Source organism: Stenotrophomonas sp. YJH_SMC_138 (assembly GCF_059369855.1).
In genome coordinates this window covers 185,707-201,147 of record NZ_JCAFTB010000007.1, presented here as the reverse complement: position 1 = coordinate 201,147, position 15,441 = coordinate 185,707, and the positions used below count along the sequence as shown (strand labels likewise).

Genomic DNA, 15,441 nt, shown 5'->3' with positions numbered 1-15,441 from the left:
TGCCCGCAGGCGCTTTACGTACGACGCGTGGCGCCCTGTGGCGCCGACATGGAAACCCACTCGTAAGGACACCACATGCGAATCGTTCCCTCGAATGCCCGGCACGCCGCTGCCCGCTGCAATGCATCCGTGCGCCGCCTGCCGCCGCTTTGGCTGCTGTCACTTGGCCTTGCCGCAGCGTCGGCACAGGCTCAGGAAGCAGCGGCACCCGCCGTGGAGACGCCCCCCGCTGCCGAGGCAACCATTGACGCGCCTGCAGGGACGGCGCCCGTTGCAGCACCCATGGCGGCCGAAGCTGTGGTCGTGGCACCGGCTCCTGAAGTACCGGTTGCCGTGACACCTCCTGCGACACCTGTGGTGGACGCGCAACCGGCGCCGACTGCGGAACCGGCGCCTGCGCCCGTTCCGCCCGTAGCGGCGGCGCCTGTGGCCGCACCGCCTGCCGTCGTCGAGCCAACGGTCCCGGCGGTAGCGCCGGCACCGCCCGCGTTGGCCATCGTGCCGTTGCCGTCCGAGCAGGCGACCGAGCGTGCGCTCGGTGCCCGCTGCCCGGTGGATCTGGCCGGGCGGCTGGCGACCCAGGGCGAGCTGCTGATCGGCGCCTGCCAGGGCACGATGCCGGCGCATCTGGCCTCGCTGCTGGTCGCACTGCCCCAACAGGACATCCACCTGCCGCGCAGCTGGCGCGAGCGTGAGGTGCAGCAGAAGGCGTGGTTCAAGGCGGTACCGGGCTACGGCCAGCGCCCGGACTTCATCGTGCGGATGGGCGACATCTGGGTGCGTTCGCTGGAAGGACGCGACGCCGACAGCACGTTCTATCTGGTGTCGGCGCCGTTCACCTGCGGTGACCGGGTCGCCAACCGCGAGGAGTACGGCGCGGAGCCCGTGCGCGTGCCAGCGGGCGACTGCCGCGAGGCCTATGTAGCCCAGCGTGTGTACCAGGTCCGCGGGGATGCGGCGCCGAGGGATGTGACCGCCGATGCCATGCCGGCCATGCCGCAGCAGGTGGAAGCTGATCGTGCGCGCCAGCTCTCGCGTGAGGGCCGGATCAGCCTGGACCACAGCAAGCTGCAGTACGGCCCGGCGATGCGCTGGTTCGTGCAGTACCCGGAGTCGGCGCAGAAGGGCGGTCCGCGCGCCTACGGTGACTGGAACCGCGAGCACATCGCGTTCGTGGTCTGGACCGGTGATCGCTTCGAGCTGCGCGAGAAGGTTGCGCGGGCGCAGTGGCCCTGTGATCCGGTGGCACCCGGCGATCGGGCCTGTGGTGGATTCCCGGATTCCGGGCCGGATTTGTTCGTGACGGCCGGAGCATCACTGCCGGTGGCAGCCTCCAGCCCCTGAACCAGAGTCCCAATGTACAGCGGGAGCCGGGATAGCCGGCTCCCGCGCGGGCATCAGGCCTGCAGGCTGCGGGTCTGATTCTGCTGCTGTTCCAGCTGTTGGTCGCGCTCCAGCGCAAGGCGCTGACCAGCGGCCTGCTGGTCGATGCGCTGGCTGCTCTGCTCCAGCGGTGTGTTCATCGCCACCGCCGTATCCACCGACACGCGAAGGTGGGCGGGGTCACCGCCCTGGCCCTGCACGGCGAAACTGCGCGAGGCATCGGCATTCATCATCACCTCGTCGATGCGCTTGCCGCCTGCCGCGTGCATTTCGGCGGCCAGGCTGCCTGCCAGCTGCGTGCTCATCACGTCCGGCACGCGGCCGACTCGCACGTCCTGCGCATGCACGCCACGGATCGCGTCGTTGAACAGCGGGTTGCCTAGGTGATTGGCATCGTCCATGCGCAGCATGCTGGTGTGATGGCCGTTCTTCTCCGCTTCGCGGCGTGCCGGCTCACCGGGCTGCAGCGGGCCGCGGATGTGGTCGTACAGATCGACGGCGCCGCCCGGAATGCCCCGCGCCGCGCGGGTGACACCACGGCGCAGTGATTCAACGTCGTCGCGGTACTCCTCGATCATCCTGGCGTTGTCTTTTGCCAGCTTCTGCGTTTCCGGGTGTTTCAGCACCGAGCCGTCGCCGAGGAAGTTGCCCAGCTTGTGCGCACCGAACGAGCTGCCTGCGGCGATGATCGGCCGGTCAGGGATCAGGGCGCGCAACGAGTGATTGCTGAAGCCGTTCGCGGCAAGCGTGCTGATTTCATTTGGCCGGGCGTAGATGCGCACCTGGCCGAAGTGCGGCGACGCCGCGCTGACCGGATCGGACGCCATGACATGGTTGATCATGGTGTTGCCGCCTTCCGGGATGCGGTAGCTGAGGCTGACCGCGCCATAGGCGTTGAAGGTCTCGCCCTTGACATTGAAATGGTGCGAGGTGATCTGGGCCAGCGCGCCACCGAGAGAGTGGCCGGTGACGGTGACTTCGGGTGGGCGCTGTCCGAGATCCTGCCCCTCCTTCTTGGCGTAGGCCAGGGCGCGTTGGGTCAGCGCGATGGCGTCCGGTGCCTGGACGTTGGTGCGGGCGACAACCATGCCACCATCGGTCAGGATCGCATCGCGGGCGATCTGTTCGGTGCCGCGATGTGCGACGACAATTTCATTGGTGTCGACTCGCTGGTAGATCGTTCCCTGATAACCGTTCAATCGATTATCAACGTGCTCGAGGATCTTGTACTCATGCCCGTTGATCGCTACGAGCTCTTCCTTGCCGGGAGCGCGTCGACCGACCGCACGGTCCTTGTACACGTCGTCGGAAATACCCGCATAGTCTTGGCTGCTGAGGCTCATTGGCGGACCTCATTGGCTTCAAGTGAAGCCGAGAACAGCGAATTCTGCAGCTCAGGGCGGAACTTGGTGGGGTCTTCTTGGCCGCTTGCGCCGTAGTCAGGAATCTCGTTCACGCGCGGATAGTCCGAACGAGGATAGTGGCGAGTCTCGGTCTCGCCTTTCACGAATGGCGCTGCTTCAATAAATGAAAGGAAACGCGTCTCGCCCTCGGCCCCCGTCGCCTTCAGCATCGCGCCTGCACCGGTGAACTCCCACTTGCAGACACCGCGACCGTAGTAATCCTCATCCAGCATGCGGTCGATGTATACAGTGCCCCGGTACTCGCCATCAGCGACCTTGCGCAGTTCCACCGGTTCCTGGCTGGTAATCCGTGCAGCCGTGCCGGTGGCCGGCTCGATATAGCCACACTGGTCTTCGTTGGTGACGTCGTACTGCGCGACACCTTCGACCACCGCGAAATCGCCTGGGGCGTCCTTCAGGCGCAGCACCAGTTCATAGGCCTTGCGCGGGCTGGGGTTGAGCTTGGCGAGGCCGCGCCCACCCTGGGCGACATCGGCTTCAGCAGCGGCACGTTCCTGGTTCATGGCGGTCTCCGGATGGCAGGCGGTCAACAGAAGCAGAGCAAGGCACGGAATCATCTTGTGGCGCAATGTCGGCCTCCTGGTGTGTAGGGGGAAATGTGGCACTGGCAGCTCATGGCGCGAGCGTCCGCACAGTGGTTGTGGTCGAGAACAGCGCGTCGCGCAGTTCCTCCTTGTAGGCCGACGGATCTTCTTTGCCGCTGGCAGGGAAGTTGGCAGCGAGCTCGGCGCGGGGATAAGCAGTCTTCGGATAGTAGAGAGTCAACGGCGATCCCGCGTCCATGCGCTTCTTGTCGATGAACGTCAGGAATCGCGTATCAGCTTCGCCGGTCGTGGCACGCAACATCGCGCCAACGCCGGTCAGCGTCCAGTGGCACGTACCGCGATCGTAATAGTCCTGGTCCTGCATGCGGTCGAGGTAGAACGTACCGCGGTATTCGTTCTCGCCCGTCCTGCCCAGTTCCACCGGTTCCTGGCTGGTGATGCGGCTGGCCGTGCCGGTGGACCAGATGACCCTCCCGCAGTCTCCGTAGTTGCTCACGTCATACTGGGCCACGCCCTCAACAACCGCGAACGGGCCTGGCGCGCCCTTCAGTGTCAGCACCAGCTCATAGGCCTGCTTCGGCGCCGGGTTGAGTTTGGCCAGGCCGCGTCCACCCGCGGCGACGTCGCGCTCGGCATCGGCGTAGGGCGAGCATGCCGCCAGCAGGACGAGGGCGAGCACTGCCAGCAGCGGCCGTCCCCTGTGTGCGAGGTGCGCTACACCCATGGCCCGATCCTGCATCGTGCGTCCATGTCCATCTATCCTTCCTGGGTGGCAGGTTTCTCGATTATGGAACGTGCCGGGAGCCCTGTGCCACCCCTTGGAGACGAATTTTTGACGCTCCCGGGGCGCGCCGCCGGCAGATCGCTTGCCGCACAGGGCATCCGATCGTCGCGTTGGCTCTGACGCCGGACGCAGGTTCGCAGCTGAATCCGTGACCGGAATCGATCATTCACATGTCCATCACTTCATCAAAGGTGTTGTCCTTGAACTGCACGATCCGCCCTGAAACCCGCGAAGACCACGCGGTCATCCACGCACTCACCGAGGCGGCCTTCCGCGAAGCCCCGCACAGCAGCCACACCGAGCATTTCATTGTGGATGCACTGCGTTCGCGTGGAGCGCTGAGTCTTTCGCTGGTCGCCGAGAAGGACGGGGAGGTCGTCGGACATGTTGCCTTGTCGCCGGTGACGATCAGCGATGGCAGCACCGGCTGGTTTGGCCTGGGGCCAATCTCGGTACTGCCCGGATGGCAGGGGCAGGGCATCGGTGGGGCGCTGATGCACGCGGCGCTCGGCGCATTGCGTGAGCAGGGGGCACAGGGCTGCGTATTGCTGGGAGAACCCGCGTATTACGGTCGATTCGGATTCCGCGCCGAGCCGGGCCTGGTGCTGCCGGGTGTGCCGCCAGAGTACTTCCAGGCGCTGTGCCTGCGGCCACCGATGGCGCAGGGAGAGGTGCAGTACTCGCCGGCATTCGAGGCCACGGCCTGATGATCGGGGCGGGCCTCGAACATCCGTCGAATGTCAGCCGTTGTACCGGAGATGGATCAGGGGATACGGGCGGCCCTGCGAATCCAGCGGTGAACGTCCGGTTTCGACGAAGCCCATGCGCTGGTAGAAGCCGACGGCCTGCGCGTTCTGCTCGTTGACGTCGGTACTGAGCTGCGGATGCAGGGCCAGCGCGTGCTGCAGCAGCTGCCGGCCGATACCGGTGCCGCGCACGTCCGGATCGATGAACAGCGCTTCCATGTGCGTGCCGTCGATCAGCATGAAGCCAAGGGGATGGTCCTGCGCGTCGACGGCCACGGTCATCGCAGCCTGCGGCAGGAAACCGGCGACTTCGGCATCGATGGCCTGGCGGTCCTCGGCGCTGAGGAAGTCGTGGGTGGCGTCGACGGCGCGGCGCCAGAGGTCGACGAGGGCGGCGCCGTCGTCGGCGCGCGAGGGACGGAGGGTGGTCATGGGTTCACCAAGGTGCTTGCAAAGAGCGCGTAGTATGGCGCGTCCCGACCCAGCGCGCAGGCGTGGATTCATCCGGTGTTGCGATGGCGGATGAAGGGGCTGTAGGCAGTGGCCTCCGCGCGCAGCACCACGCCATCCTCGAAATCGCCGCTGTCATTGAAGGGCACGGTGGGCCACCGCGGCCATTGCGCCAGGCGTTCGCGGTAGTAGTGGGTTGCTGCAGCCAGTGCCTCGTCGTGTGCCTGCACGCGCTCCGCTGCCAGCCCGGAACGCACGCCATGCACCAGATGCGGCTCCAGCACGTCGAAGCCGACGTAGCGCAGGCTGTACATCAAGGGCCACAGCAACAACCGGGTATCTCCCTCGCGGCCGTCGACAGCGCAGGCCCGTGCCGATGAGCCGGTGGTGACGCTCAGCAACGCACGCTTGCCGCGCATCGCGCCGTGCTCGTGGCGCAGGCGGCTGTTGTACATCGGCCCGTAGACCAGCACGCGATCCAGCCAGCCCTTGAGGATTGCCGGCGGCGCGAACCACCACAGCGGGAACTGCAGGATGACCAGATCCGCGGCCTGCAGCAGCTGCAGATGGCGCTGCACATCGGCGGGCAGCCGGCCCTGTTCGGCGCCGTGGCGTTGTTCGCGCTGGGCATCGAAACGGCCGGGCTGCAGGCGACTTGAATGATGGCGGGCCGCTTCCAGCGGATCGAAGCCCTCTGCATACAGGTCGACCACGTCCACCTGCAGCGCGTCATGCCGCAGCTGTTCGGCGGCCTGTGCGGCCAGGTGGGCGTTGAACGAGCGGGGTTCGGGATGGGCAAGCAGGATCAGGGCGCGCATGGGGCGAGGTGTTCGAGGAGTGTGCGACCATCCTCGCGGCGCCGGTATGCCCCGGCAATTACGCACCTTGAGGTAACCATGGCCTATCCGGGCGATGTCTATGCCGCCGATTGCTCGGCACGCGATGCGCTGGCGCTGATCTCCGGCAAGTGGGTGATGCTGCTGTTGCCGGCGCTGGCGCAGGGCCCGCAACGCAATGGCGCGCTGCTGAGGAAGATCGAAGGGATCTCGCAGAAGGTGTTGACCCAGACCCTGCGGCAGCTGGAGCGCAACGGCCTGGTCGAGCGGTGTGAGCGGGGCAGCAAGCCACTGCATGTGGAATACCGGCTGACCGAGGTCGCACGTGGACTGGTTGACACGCTGTCCGCCCTGGACCGTTGGGCCGAGCACAATTTCCCGGCGCTGGACGCCGCCCGCGAGCGCTTCGACGCGCGTTAGCGGCGCCTGCACGGCCGCGGGCGTACAATGCGGCCCCGGCGGCCATCCTGGCCCTGCAGACACGCGAGAACCGCCATGACCGACGCCCTGGGTGTACCGGTGCACGACGCCGATGAACACTGGATGCGCCATGCGCTGGCGCTGGCCGAGCGTGCGCAGCGCGAGTACGACGAGATCCCCGTTGGTGCGGTACTGGTGGGCGCCGATGGCCAGCTGCTGGGCGAGGGCTGGAACCTCAACATCGCTTCGCACGATCCCAGTGCGCATGCCGAGATCGTGGCCATGCGGGCCGGTGGCACGCGGCTGGCCAATCATCGGCTGCTCGGCAGCACCCTGTACGTGACCCTGGAACCGTGCGCGATGTGCGCGATGGCCATCGTGCATGCACGCGTTGCCCGCCTGGTCTACGGCGCCAGCGACCCCAAGACCGGCGCCTGCGGCAGCGTGTTCGACCTGCTGGGCGATGCCCGCCACAACCACCGGGTGGAGATCCACGGTGGGGTGCTGGCCAAGGAGGCCAGCATGCGCCTGACCAATTATTTCCGTGCCAAGCGTGGCAAGCCGCCGCTGCTGCTGGAAGACCATGCCGGCGAGGCCTGAGGGGGCGAACCGGTATGATGGGCGCCTCTTTCCATCACCGGCAGGCCGCGCGCCTGCCCAGCAACGAGGCGACACATGGCGGACAACGGCGCGGCCAACGAGCGACTGATCTGGATCGACCTGGAAATGACCGGGTTGGATACCGACAACGATTCGATCATCGAGATCGCCACCGTGGTTACCGATGCCCAGCTCAACGTGCTGGCCGAAGGGCCGGAATTCGCCATCCACCACCCGCTGGAAACGCTGGAAGCGATGGACGAGTGGAACCGCAACCAGCACCGCCGCTCTGGCCTGTGGCAGCGCGTGGTGGACAGCACCACCACCCTGGGCCAGGCCGAGGCGCAGACGGTGAACTTCCTGGCGCAGTGGATCCCGGCCGGCCTGTCGCCGATGTGCGGCAACTCGATCTGCCAGGATCGCCGCTTCCTGCACCGCCAGATGCCGCGACTGGAGAAGTACTTCCACTACCGCAACCTGGACGTGTCCACGGTGAAGGAACTGGCCAAGCGTTGGGCGCCGAGCGTGGCCGCCGGCGTCGGCAAGAACAGCAACCACACTGCGCTGAGCGACGTGCACGATTCGATCGCTGAGCTGCGCCACTACCGCCAGTTCATGGGCGCGCTGTCGGGGCTGCCGGTTGCCTGAACAACGACGCCGGGCATGGCCCGGCGCTATCGGATGACACGCCAACGGGTAGTGCCGGCCGCTGGCCGGCAAGGCGCCGGGGTCGGATCCCTTTCCTGCGGAAAGGGCTCTGCCCCCTCTGTCGTACCCCGCGACGAACCGTTCAACTTCCTGGCGCTAAGATCGGCGCCATGAACGAGCCGATCCTGCTCCCCCGCGACATCGCCCATGACGCCCGCGACTGGTCCGACCTGCAGCGCGCGGTGGCCCTGCTGGAAGCGCCGACCCTGACCGCGCGCATGGCCAACCTGGTCGGCACGCCGCTGGAGTTCGCGGTGAAGGCGCTGCCCAGCTCGGTCTCCAACCGCATCCACGGTGCTGTGCAGGCGGCGCTGAGCAAATCGGCGCAGGCCGCGCTGTGGAGCATGGACAACACCCCCGGCAAGGGGGCGTCCACCCGCTGGCACAAACTGGCGGCGGCCACCTCGGGCGCGGTCGGTGGGGCCTTCGGCTTCGCGGCCTTGTTCATCGAGCTGCCGGTGTCGACCACCATCATGATGCGTGCGGTGGCCGACGTGGCCCGCAGCGAGGGCTTCGACCTGTCCGAGTTCAGCACCCGCCAGGCGTGCCTGGAGGTGTTCGCGTTGGGCGGCAACTCGCCGCGCGATGATGCCAGCGAGACCGGCTACTACCTGGCCCGCGGCTTCACCACGGATGTGATGCGCCACCTGTCGGCCGAGCTGGCCGGGCGCGTGGTGACCGGCCGCGACCTGACCCTGGGCGTGGCGCCAAAGGAAGCTGGCAAGCTGCTGGCGAAGATGGTGGAAAAGGTGGCGGCGCGCTTCGGCGTGGTGGTTACCGAGAAATTCGCTGCGCAGGCGGTGCCGATCGTCGGTGCCGCCGCCGGTGCAACACTGAATACCATGTTCACCGACTACTACCAGGACATGGCGCGCGGCCACTTCATCGTGCGTCGGCTGGAGCTGAAGTACGGGGAAGACGTGGTGCGCGCCTGCTATGACCGCGTGGCGCATGGCGGCGTGCTGATCGAGCCCACGCTGTAACCGGCTTCGGGGTCGGAGCCCTTTGCGTTGCAAAGGGATCCGACCCCGGTTGCGCGCGGGGTCGGATCCCGTTCCGCAGGAAGGGGCTCTGCCCCCCGGCCGGTCATCCTTGCCTTGGGGGAACAATTGTTTTGCCAGTACATGCCTGTTGCCTGGCAGCTGGCATCCCCATCCTTTGCGGCAGTCCCCCCCCGCAAGAGATCGCCGCCATGTTGTTCACTCCCCACCGCCTGGGCGCCTTGACCCTGCCCAACCGCATCGTGATGCCGCCGATGACCCGCTCGCGTGCCGCCGACGGCAACGTCGCCACCGCGGACATGGCCGCCTACTACGCCCAACGTGCCAGTGCTGGCCTGATCGTCAGCGAAGGCACCCAGATCAGCCCGCAGGGCCAGGGCTATGCCTGGACCCCGGGCATCCACAGCCCGGAACAGGTGCAGGGCTGGCGCCGGGTGACCGATGCCGTGCATGCCGCTGGCGGCCGCATCTACGCCCAGCTGTGGCATGTGGGCCGGGTCTCGCACGTGGCCCTGCAGCCGGGTGGTGCCGCACCGGTGTCGTCGTCGGCGCTGCTGGCCGAAGGCGTGAAGGTGTTTGTCGACCCTGCAGGCGCTGGCCCGGAAGCGGGCGTGGGCGAGATGATCCAGCACTCGATGCCGCGCGCGCTGCGCGAAGACGAGATTCCGGGCATCGTCGCCGACTATGCACAGGCCACCCGCAATGCACTGGCCGCCGGCTTCGATGGCGTGGAGCTGCACGGGGCCAATGGCTACCTGATCAACCAGTTCATCGACTCGCAGGCCAACCGGCGCACCGACGGCTATGGCGGCGCGTTGCAGAACCGGCTGCGGTTCCTGCGCGAGGTCGTGCAGGCGGTGACGGCCGTAGCCGGTGGTGACCGCGTCGGTGTCCGTCTGGCGCCGCTGACGACGTTGCAGGGCGCGGTGGACGATACGCCACAGGCGACCTATCTGGCCGCGGCGCACCTGCTGGGTGAGCTGGGCGTGGGCTACCTGCACATCGCCGAAGCCGACTGGGACGATGCACCGTTGATGCCGGTGGCGTTCAAGCAGGCGCTGCGCATGGTCTACCCGGGCACGCTGATCTACGCCGGCAAGTACACCGCCGAACGCGCCGAGCAGGCACTGGCTGAAGGCTGGGCTGACCTGATCGGCTTCGGTCGCCCGTTCATCGCCAACCCGGACCTGCCGGAGCGACTGCGTACCGGTGCGGCGCTGAATCCGCCGGATCGTGCGACATTCTTTGGCGGTGGCGCGGCGGGCTTCACCGATTATCCGACGCTGGAAGAGAGCGTCGCGGCCTGATCCTGGACGCTGCCGGCCAGCGGCCGGCACTACCAGTGGGCGAGGGGTAGTGCCGGCCGCTGGCCGGCATTCCAATGTCGTATCGCCGATGGGTGGGTGCCGACCGTTGGTCGGCACTACCGGCATGGATCAGGGCTTGTCGCGCACCAGCGCGTCAGCTTCTATCACCCCGCCATCCTTGCCGTGCAGGTACAGGTGCATGTCCTGCTGCGGGTACGGGATGTTGATGCCCGCCTTGTCAAAGCCCAGCTTCAGCTGCTCCAGCAGCGTGACCTTGGTACCGAACCAGTCGGCCGACTTCACGTAGCAGCGGATGCCGAGGTTGATGGCGTGCGCGCCCAGCTCATACACCACCACGTCCGGTGCCGGTGTCTGCAGCACGCGTGGGTCGGCCTTCATCAACGCCAGCGCGGTATCGCGCGCCAGCTGGATGTTGTCTTCATAGCCGATGCCGATCACCAGTTCGACGCGGCGCGTCGGTTCGGCGGTGAGGTTGATGATCGGTGCGGCAGTGATCAGCGTGTTCGGAATGGTGGTGTGCTGGTTGTCGGCACCGGTGATGACGGTCTGGAAGATGCGCACTTCGCGCACCGTGCCGGTCTGTCCGGCCACGGTGACCACATCGCCCACACGGAACGGTCGCAGCGTCACCAGCATCACGCCCGAGGCGATGTTGGACAGCGAATCCTTCAATGCCAGGCCGACGGCCAGGCCAGCGGTACCGAGCACGGCCAGCAACGGGGTGATCTGCACGCCCAGCGTGCCGATCGCCAGCACCACCACGATCACAAGCGATGCGGCATACACCACGTTGCGCAGGAAGCTGCCCAGCATCGGGTCCACACCCATGCGCGCGGTCGCCCGTGGCATTGCATTGGATAGACGTCGTGCCACCCACAGGCCCACCAGCAGCACCACGATCGCGGCCAGCAACGGTACGCCGTAGGTTTCCAGCAGGCGCTCCCAGTTGAGCGAGTGGAACCAGGGCGTTGCGGCGGGGGCGGGTCGGGCGGCGGCGATCATGCGGGAGTTCCTTTGCTGCTGAGGGACAGGCGCGAGGTGCGCGTGGCGTGCACGGACGCCAGAAACAGCAAGCCCCGCAGAGGCGGGGCTTGCGTGCGGCAGCAGTATGTGCGGACGTCGATGAAAGCGACGTCAGCCCATTACGGCATCAGCCGTTGGCCTTCAGCTTGGCCAGGCGCAGCCAGGTATCGACCACGGTGTCCGGGTTCAGCGACACCGACTCGATGCCTTCCTGCATCAGCCATTCGGCCAGATCCGGGTGATCGGACGGGCCCTGGCCGCAGATGCCGACGTACTTGCCCTTGGCGCGTGCGGCCTTGATCGCCATCGACAGCAGCTTCTTCACTGCCGGGTTCCGTTCGTCGAACAGGTGCGCGACGATCGACGAGTCGCGGTCCAGGCCCAGGCTGAGCTGGGTCAGGTCGTTGGAGCCGATCGAGAAGCCGTCGAAGATCTCCAGGAACTCGTCGGCGAGCAGTGCGTTGGACGGCACTTCGCACATCATGATGATCTTCAGGCCGTTCTCGCCCTGCTTCAGGCCGTTCTGTTCCAGCACCTCGACGACCTTGCGGCCTTCCTCCAGGGTGCGCACGAACGGAATCATGACCCACAGGTTGTCCAGGCCCATTTCGTTGCGCACGCGCAGCACGGCCTTGCACTCCAGCGCAAAGGCGGCCGAGAAGCTCGGGTCGACGTAACGGCTGGCGCCGCGGAAGCCGATCATCGGGTTTTCTTCGTGCGGCTCGTAGTTGCTGCCGCCGATCAGGTTGGCGTACTCGTTGGACTTGAAGTCCGACAGGCGCACGATCACCGGGTTCGGTGCAACCGAGGCGGTGAGCGTGGCGATGCCTTCGGCCAGGCGGTCCACGTAGAAGCTGACAGGATCACCGTAGCCGGCGATCTTCTGGTCGATCTTCTTCTTGGTCGCCGCATCCTGGCGGTCGTATTCCAGCAGCGCGTTCGGGTGGATGCCGATGTGGCTGGCGATGATCATTTCCAGGCGGGCCAGGCCGATGCCGGCGTTCGGCAGCTGGCCGAAGTCGAAGGCACGTTCCGGGTTGGCCACGTTCATCATGATCTTCAGCGGTGCCGGCGGCATGTTGCCCAGATCGGTGGTGGTGCGCTCGAAGCCGAGCTTTCCTTCGTAGATGAAGCCGGTATCACCTTCAGCGCAGCTGACGGTGACCAGCTGGCCATCTTCGATCACCTTGGTGGCGTTGCCCGAACCGACCACGGCCGGCACGCCCAGCTCGCGCGCGATGATCGCGGCGTGGCAGGTACGGCCGCCACGGTTGGTGACGATGGCCGAAGCGCGCTTCATCACCGGTTCCCAATCGGGATCGGTCATGTCGGCGATCAGTACGTCGCCCGGCTGCACGCGGTTCATGTCGTCCAGCGTCTTCACCACGCGGGCCACGCCCGAGCCGATCTTGGCGCCGACGGCGCGGCCTTCGGCCAGCACGTTGCCGCCCTTCTCGGTCAGCGCGAAGCGCTCGATCTGGGTGGCGTGGCTGCGCGACTTCACCGTTTCCGGGCGCGCCTGCACGATGAACAGCTTGCCGCTGACACCGTCCTTGGCCCACTCGATGTCCATCGGGCGGCCGTAGTGCTTTTCGATGACCAGCGCCTGCTTGGACAGTTCCTGCACGTCCTCGTCGCTGATCGAGAAGGTGTTGCGCAGCTCGGCCGGGGTGTCCTCGATCCTGACGCGCTCACCCGGAACATCGGAATACACCATGCGGATCGCCTTGCTGCCGAGCGAGCGGCGCAGGATCGCCGGCTTGCCGGCCTGCAGGGTGGGCTTGTAGACGTAGTACTCGTCGGGATTGACCGCGCCCTGCACGACCATTTCGCCCAGGCCGAACGAAGAGGTGACGAACACCACGTCGCGGAAGCCGGACTCGGTGTCCAGGGTGAACAGCACGCCGGACGAACCGACGCCCGAACGCACCATCAGCTGCACGCCGGCGGACAGGAACACGTCCTCATGCTTGAAGCCGTGGTGCACGCGGTAGGCGATGGCGCGGTCGTTGTACAGCGAGGCGAACACTTCCTTGACCTTGTGCACGACGTCGTCGGCACCGGTGACGTTGAGGAAGGTTTCCTGCTGGCCGGCGAAGGACGCATCCGGCAGATCCTCGGCGGTGGCCGAGGAACGCACGGCCACGGCCACGTCGCCGCCGCCGTTGTCGGCGCTCAGCTTGGCGTAGGCGGTGCGGATGTCCTGGTCCAGCTGCGGCTGCAGCGGCGCATCGATCACCCAGCTGCGGATTTCCTTGCCGGCGGCGGTCAGCGCGTTGACGTCCTCGACGTCCAGCGTGGCCAGCCTGTCGAAGATGCGCTTGGACAGATCGTTGTGCGCAATGAAGTCCTTGAAGGCTTCAGCGGTGGTGGCATAACCGCCCGGCACCGAAACGCCCAGACCGGCCAGGTTGCCGATCATCTCGCCCAGCGACGAATTCTTGCCGCCTACGCGGGCCAGATCGGCCAGACGCAGTTCGTGCAACCACAGGATGTTCTCGTTCAAGCGCGATGCTCCGTTTGGCCATCGCCCGAGGCGGGCTGAGTGGCCGCGTCCGTAGGAAGAAGCCGATATGATGCCGGGCAGAGCACCGTCGGCACAAGCTTGTGCTGGCGGCCTTTTTAAGCTTCGTAGGGGGTAAAAGCGCGCATGTCGACCATCCGTCCGGTGTTCTACGTTTCCGATGGAACCGGTATCACCGCTGAAACCATTGGGCATAGCCTGCTGACCCAGTTCTCCGGGTTCAGCTTCATTACCGACCGCATGTCGTTTGTCGACGACCCCGAAAAAGCGCGTGAAGCCTGTGCCCGGATCCAGGCGGCAGGGGAGCGCTACCAGGTCCGGCCGATCGTGGTGAACTCCTGCGTGGACCAGAGCCTGAGCCTGATCCTGGCCGACAGCGGGGCGCTGATGCTGGATGTGTTCGCGCCGTTCATCGAGCCGCTGGAGCGTGAACTGGCCAGCCCGCGCCTGGCCCGGGTCGGCCAGGCCCACGGCATGGTCGATTTCGATACCTACCACCGTCGCATCAACGCGATGAACTTCGCCCTGACGCATGACGACGGCATCGCGGTGAACTACGACGATGCCGACGTGATCCTGGTGGCGGTGTCGCGCGCGGGCAAGACGCCGACCTGCATCTACCTGGCCCTGCATTACGGGGTACGCGCGGCCAACTACCCGCTGACCGACGAAGACCTGGAAAGCGATCGCCTGCCGCCGCGACTGCGCAATTACCGGCGCAAGCTGTTCGGCCTGACCATCGATCCGGACCGGCTGCAGCAGATCCGCCAGGAGCGCCGTCCGAACTCGCGCTACGCCAACCTGGAGACCTGCAAGCGCGAGGTGGCTGCGGCCGAGACCATGTTCCGCATGGAGCGGATCCCGACCCTGAGCACCACGCATACCTCGATCGAGGAGATTTCCAGCAAGGTGCTGGCCACGCTGGGGCTGCAGCGCGAGCTGTATTGAGCCTTTCCGGCGCGCCGCACTTCGCCCTGTAGAGCCGAGCCCACGCTCGGCTGGGCCGCCGGGTTCTTCCCGAACAGCAGCCGAGCATGGGCTCGGCTCTACACGGGGATCGTCGTTGTCGGGTTGGCTGTGGCTTGAGGCGCCCCCACGTTGAAGCACCAACGTGTAGGATCGACCCATGGCCCAAGCCTCGCCCCGCACCGAACGTATTCCCCGCCTGAGCCGGTTGAGCTGGCTCATGGGCCTGTACGCGGAGAACTACCGCCATCTGGTGCGCCTGTTCGAACCGGCCGGATTGGTGGCGGGCAGCTACATTTCCTCGATCGGCGACGGCCTGGACGTACGCCTGGACGTGATCGAGTGCCACCGCTACACGGTGGAGCTGCGCCTGACCTACGACCTGGCCGACCCGGTCACCGGTGAGCCGGATCCCTCGGCGTATGTGCGCCTTTACCGTGACGCACGCCAGGCCGAGACCACCCATTGCTACGTCGGCCGCCGCTGGCAGGACACGATGGGCCTGTACCCGCCGCCGGCCGAGCTGATCAGCCACCGCATGCGGATGAACACCTTCCTCGGCAAGTGGCTGGAATACCTGGCTGAGCGCGGTCACGGCGTGGCCACCCTGCGCCGCGATCCCGATGGCGCAGGCACACCCGCCGAGCGCCGCCTGTCGCTGGTGCGCTGATCGGCCATAATCCACGGCTGACCTGCCGCTGGA

Annotated in this window: 16 protein-coding genes; 9 read left to right on the top strand and 7 right to left on the bottom strand. The window is 66.6% G+C overall.

Going from position 1 to position 15,441, the window contains the following annotated elements; translation table 11 throughout:
* Positions 1-75 precede the first annotated feature (75 nt).
* Positions 76-1,344, top strand: coding sequence for a hypothetical protein (locus AC5P7I_RS15855; protein WP_425604937.1), 1,269 nt, complete (start codon positions 76-78; stop codon positions 1,342-1,344).
* Between the two features lie 53 nt (positions 1,345-1,397).
* On the opposite strand, the gene AC5P7I_RS15850 is transcribed toward AC5P7I_RS15855, so the two are convergent.
* Genes AC5P7I_RS15850 through AC5P7I_RS15840 form a run of 3 tightly spaced genes read right to left on the bottom strand, consistent with a single transcriptional unit; the run spans position 1,398 to position 4,076 of the window.
* Positions 1,398-2,726, bottom strand: a complete 1,329-nt coding sequence (locus AC5P7I_RS15850; protein WP_262086983.1) for an XVIPCD domain-containing protein — start codon at positions 2,724-2,726, stop codon at positions 1,398-1,400.
* Positions 2,723-3,376, bottom strand: coding sequence for a hypothetical protein (locus AC5P7I_RS15845; RefSeq protein ID WP_014647564.1), 654 nt, complete (start codon positions 3,374-3,376; stop codon positions 2,723-2,725). Before AC5P7I_RS15845 ends, AC5P7I_RS15850 begins: the two co-directional genes overlap by 4 nt.
* A 43-nt stretch (positions 3,377-3,419) precedes the next feature.
* The gene (locus AC5P7I_RS15840; protein WP_262086981.1) at positions 3,420-4,076 is read right to left on the bottom strand and encodes a hypothetical protein; all 657 of its coding nucleotides are present in this window, start codon (positions 4,074-4,076) and stop codon (positions 3,420-3,422) included.
* A 260-nt stretch (positions 4,077-4,336) separates the two neighbouring features.
* Between AC5P7I_RS15840 and AC5P7I_RS15835 the strand changes: the two genes are divergently transcribed.
* Complete coding sequence (locus tag AC5P7I_RS15835; protein ID WP_262086979.1) at positions 4,337-4,843, top strand: GNAT family N-acetyltransferase; 507 nt, start codon at positions 4,337-4,339, stop codon at positions 4,841-4,843.
* 33 nt (positions 4,844-4,876) lie between these two features.
* On the opposite strand, the gene AC5P7I_RS15830 is transcribed toward AC5P7I_RS15835, so the two are convergent.
* Positions 4,877-5,314: an acetyltransferase gene (locus AC5P7I_RS15830; protein WP_262086977.1), complete on the bottom strand. Its 438-nt coding sequence runs from the start codon at positions 5,312-5,314 to the stop codon at positions 4,877-4,879.
* Positions 5,315-5,382: 68 nt separating this feature from the next.
* Positions 5,383-6,150, bottom strand: a complete 768-nt coding sequence (locus tag AC5P7I_RS15825) for an NAD(P)H-dependent oxidoreductase (RefSeq protein WP_069118271.1) — start codon at positions 6,148-6,150, stop codon at positions 5,383-5,385.
* A 78-nt stretch (positions 6,151-6,228) separates the two neighbouring features.
* On the opposite strand from AC5P7I_RS15825, the gene AC5P7I_RS15820 reads away from it, so the two are divergent.
* The 5 genes from AC5P7I_RS15820 to AC5P7I_RS15800 all read left to right on the top strand — a co-directional run bounded on the left by AC5P7I_RS15820 (position 6,229) and on the right by AC5P7I_RS15800 (position 10,204).
* Positions 6,229-6,588, top strand: coding sequence for a winged helix-turn-helix transcriptional regulator (locus tag AC5P7I_RS15820; RefSeq protein WP_032961582.1), 360 nt, complete (start codon positions 6,229-6,231; stop codon positions 6,586-6,588).
* Positions 6,589-6,663: 75 nt separating this feature from the next.
* A complete protein-coding gene (gene tadA, locus AC5P7I_RS15815) occupies positions 6,664-7,188 on the top strand; it encodes a tRNA adenosine(34) deaminase TadA (protein ID WP_014647558.1) in 525 nt (174 codons plus the stop codon).
* A gap of 75 nt (positions 7,189-7,263) precedes the next feature.
* On the top strand, positions 7,264-7,836 hold the full coding sequence (gene orn / locus AC5P7I_RS15810) for an oligoribonuclease (protein WP_014647557.1): 573 nt from the start codon (positions 7,264-7,266) through the stop codon (positions 7,834-7,836).
* 170 nt (positions 7,837-8,006) lie between these two features.
* Complete coding sequence (locus AC5P7I_RS15805; protein ID WP_049441668.1) at positions 8,007-8,879, top strand: EcsC family protein; 873 nt, start codon at positions 8,007-8,009, stop codon at positions 8,877-8,879.
* A 209-nt stretch (positions 8,880-9,088) separates the two neighbouring features.
* Positions 9,089-10,204, top strand: a complete 1,116-nt coding sequence (locus AC5P7I_RS15800) for an alkene reductase (RefSeq protein WP_014647555.1) — start codon at positions 9,089-9,091, stop codon at positions 10,202-10,204.
* Positions 10,205-10,333: 129 nt separating this feature from the next.
* Here AC5P7I_RS15800 and AC5P7I_RS15795 read toward each other — a convergent pair whose 3' ends face one another.
* Together AC5P7I_RS15795 and ppsA are read right to left on the bottom strand one after the other, a co-directional pair.
* Entirely contained in the window at positions 10,334-11,227 is an 894-nt protein-coding gene (locus AC5P7I_RS15795; protein ID WP_049408109.1) for a mechanosensitive ion channel family protein, read from the bottom strand.
* Positions 11,228-11,375: 148 nt separating this feature from the next.
* Positions 11,376-13,754, bottom strand: a complete 2,379-nt coding sequence (gene ppsA / locus AC5P7I_RS15790; RefSeq protein WP_262086974.1) for a phosphoenolpyruvate synthase — start codon at positions 13,752-13,754, stop codon at positions 11,376-11,378.
* A gap of 144 nt (positions 13,755-13,898) precedes the next feature.
* On the opposite strand from ppsA, the gene ppsR reads away from it, so the two are divergent.
* Complete coding sequence (gene ppsR, locus AC5P7I_RS15785; RefSeq protein WP_014647552.1) at positions 13,899-14,720, top strand: posphoenolpyruvate synthetase regulatory kinase/phosphorylase PpsR; 822 nt, start codon at positions 13,899-13,901, stop codon at positions 14,718-14,720.
* A gap of 178 nt (positions 14,721-14,898) precedes the next feature.
* Complete coding sequence (locus tag AC5P7I_RS15780; RefSeq protein ID WP_032956108.1) at positions 14,899-15,408, top strand: DUF1249 domain-containing protein; 510 nt, start codon at positions 14,899-14,901, stop codon at positions 15,406-15,408.
* Positions 15,409-15,441: the final 33 nt, after the last annotated feature.

Excerpts from the sequence above, each read along its gene's own strand:
- AC5P7I_RS15855 (WP_425604937.1), top strand. The coding sequence starts at position 76 with ATGCGAATCGTTCCCTCGAATGCCCGGCACGCCGCTGCCCGCTGCAAT.
- AC5P7I_RS15850 (WP_262086983.1), bottom strand. The coding sequence starts at position 2,726 with ATGAGCCTCAGCAGCCAAGACTATGCGGGTATTTCCGACGACGTGTAC.
- AC5P7I_RS15840 (WP_262086981.1), bottom strand. The coding sequence starts at position 4,076 with ATGGGTGTAGCGCACCTCGCACACAGGGGACGGCCGCTGCTGGCAGTG.
- AC5P7I_RS15830 (WP_262086977.1), bottom strand. The coding sequence starts at position 5,314 with ATGACCACCCTCCGTCCCTCGCGCGCCGACGACGGCGCCGCCCTCGTC.
- AC5P7I_RS15825 (WP_069118271.1), bottom strand. The coding sequence starts at position 6,150 with ATGCGCGCCCTGATCCTGCTTGCCCATCCCGAACCCCGCTCGTTCAAC.
- AC5P7I_RS15820 (WP_032961582.1), top strand. The coding sequence starts at position 6,229 with ATGGCCTATCCGGGCGATGTCTATGCCGCCGATTGCTCGGCACGCGAT.
- tadA (WP_014647558.1), top strand. The coding sequence starts at position 6,664 with ATGACCGACGCCCTGGGTGTACCGGTGCACGACGCCGATGAACACTGG.
- orn (WP_014647557.1), top strand. The coding sequence starts at position 7,264 with ATGGCGGACAACGGCGCGGCCAACGAGCGACTGATCTGGATCGACCTG.
- AC5P7I_RS15805 (WP_049441668.1), top strand. The coding sequence starts at position 8,007 with ATGAACGAGCCGATCCTGCTCCCCCGCGACATCGCCCATGACGCCCGC.
- AC5P7I_RS15800 (WP_014647555.1), top strand. The coding sequence starts at position 9,089 with ATGTTGTTCACTCCCCACCGCCTGGGCGCCTTGACCCTGCCCAACCGC.
- AC5P7I_RS15795 (WP_049408109.1), bottom strand. The coding sequence starts at position 11,227 with ATGATCGCCGCCGCCCGACCCGCCCCCGCCGCAACGCCCTGGTTCCAC.
- ppsR (WP_014647552.1), top strand. The coding sequence starts at position 13,899 with ATGTCGACCATCCGTCCGGTGTTCTACGTTTCCGATGGAACCGGTATC.
- AC5P7I_RS15780 (WP_032956108.1), top strand. The coding sequence starts at position 14,899 with ATGGCCCAAGCCTCGCCCCGCACCGAACGTATTCCCCGCCTGAGCCGG.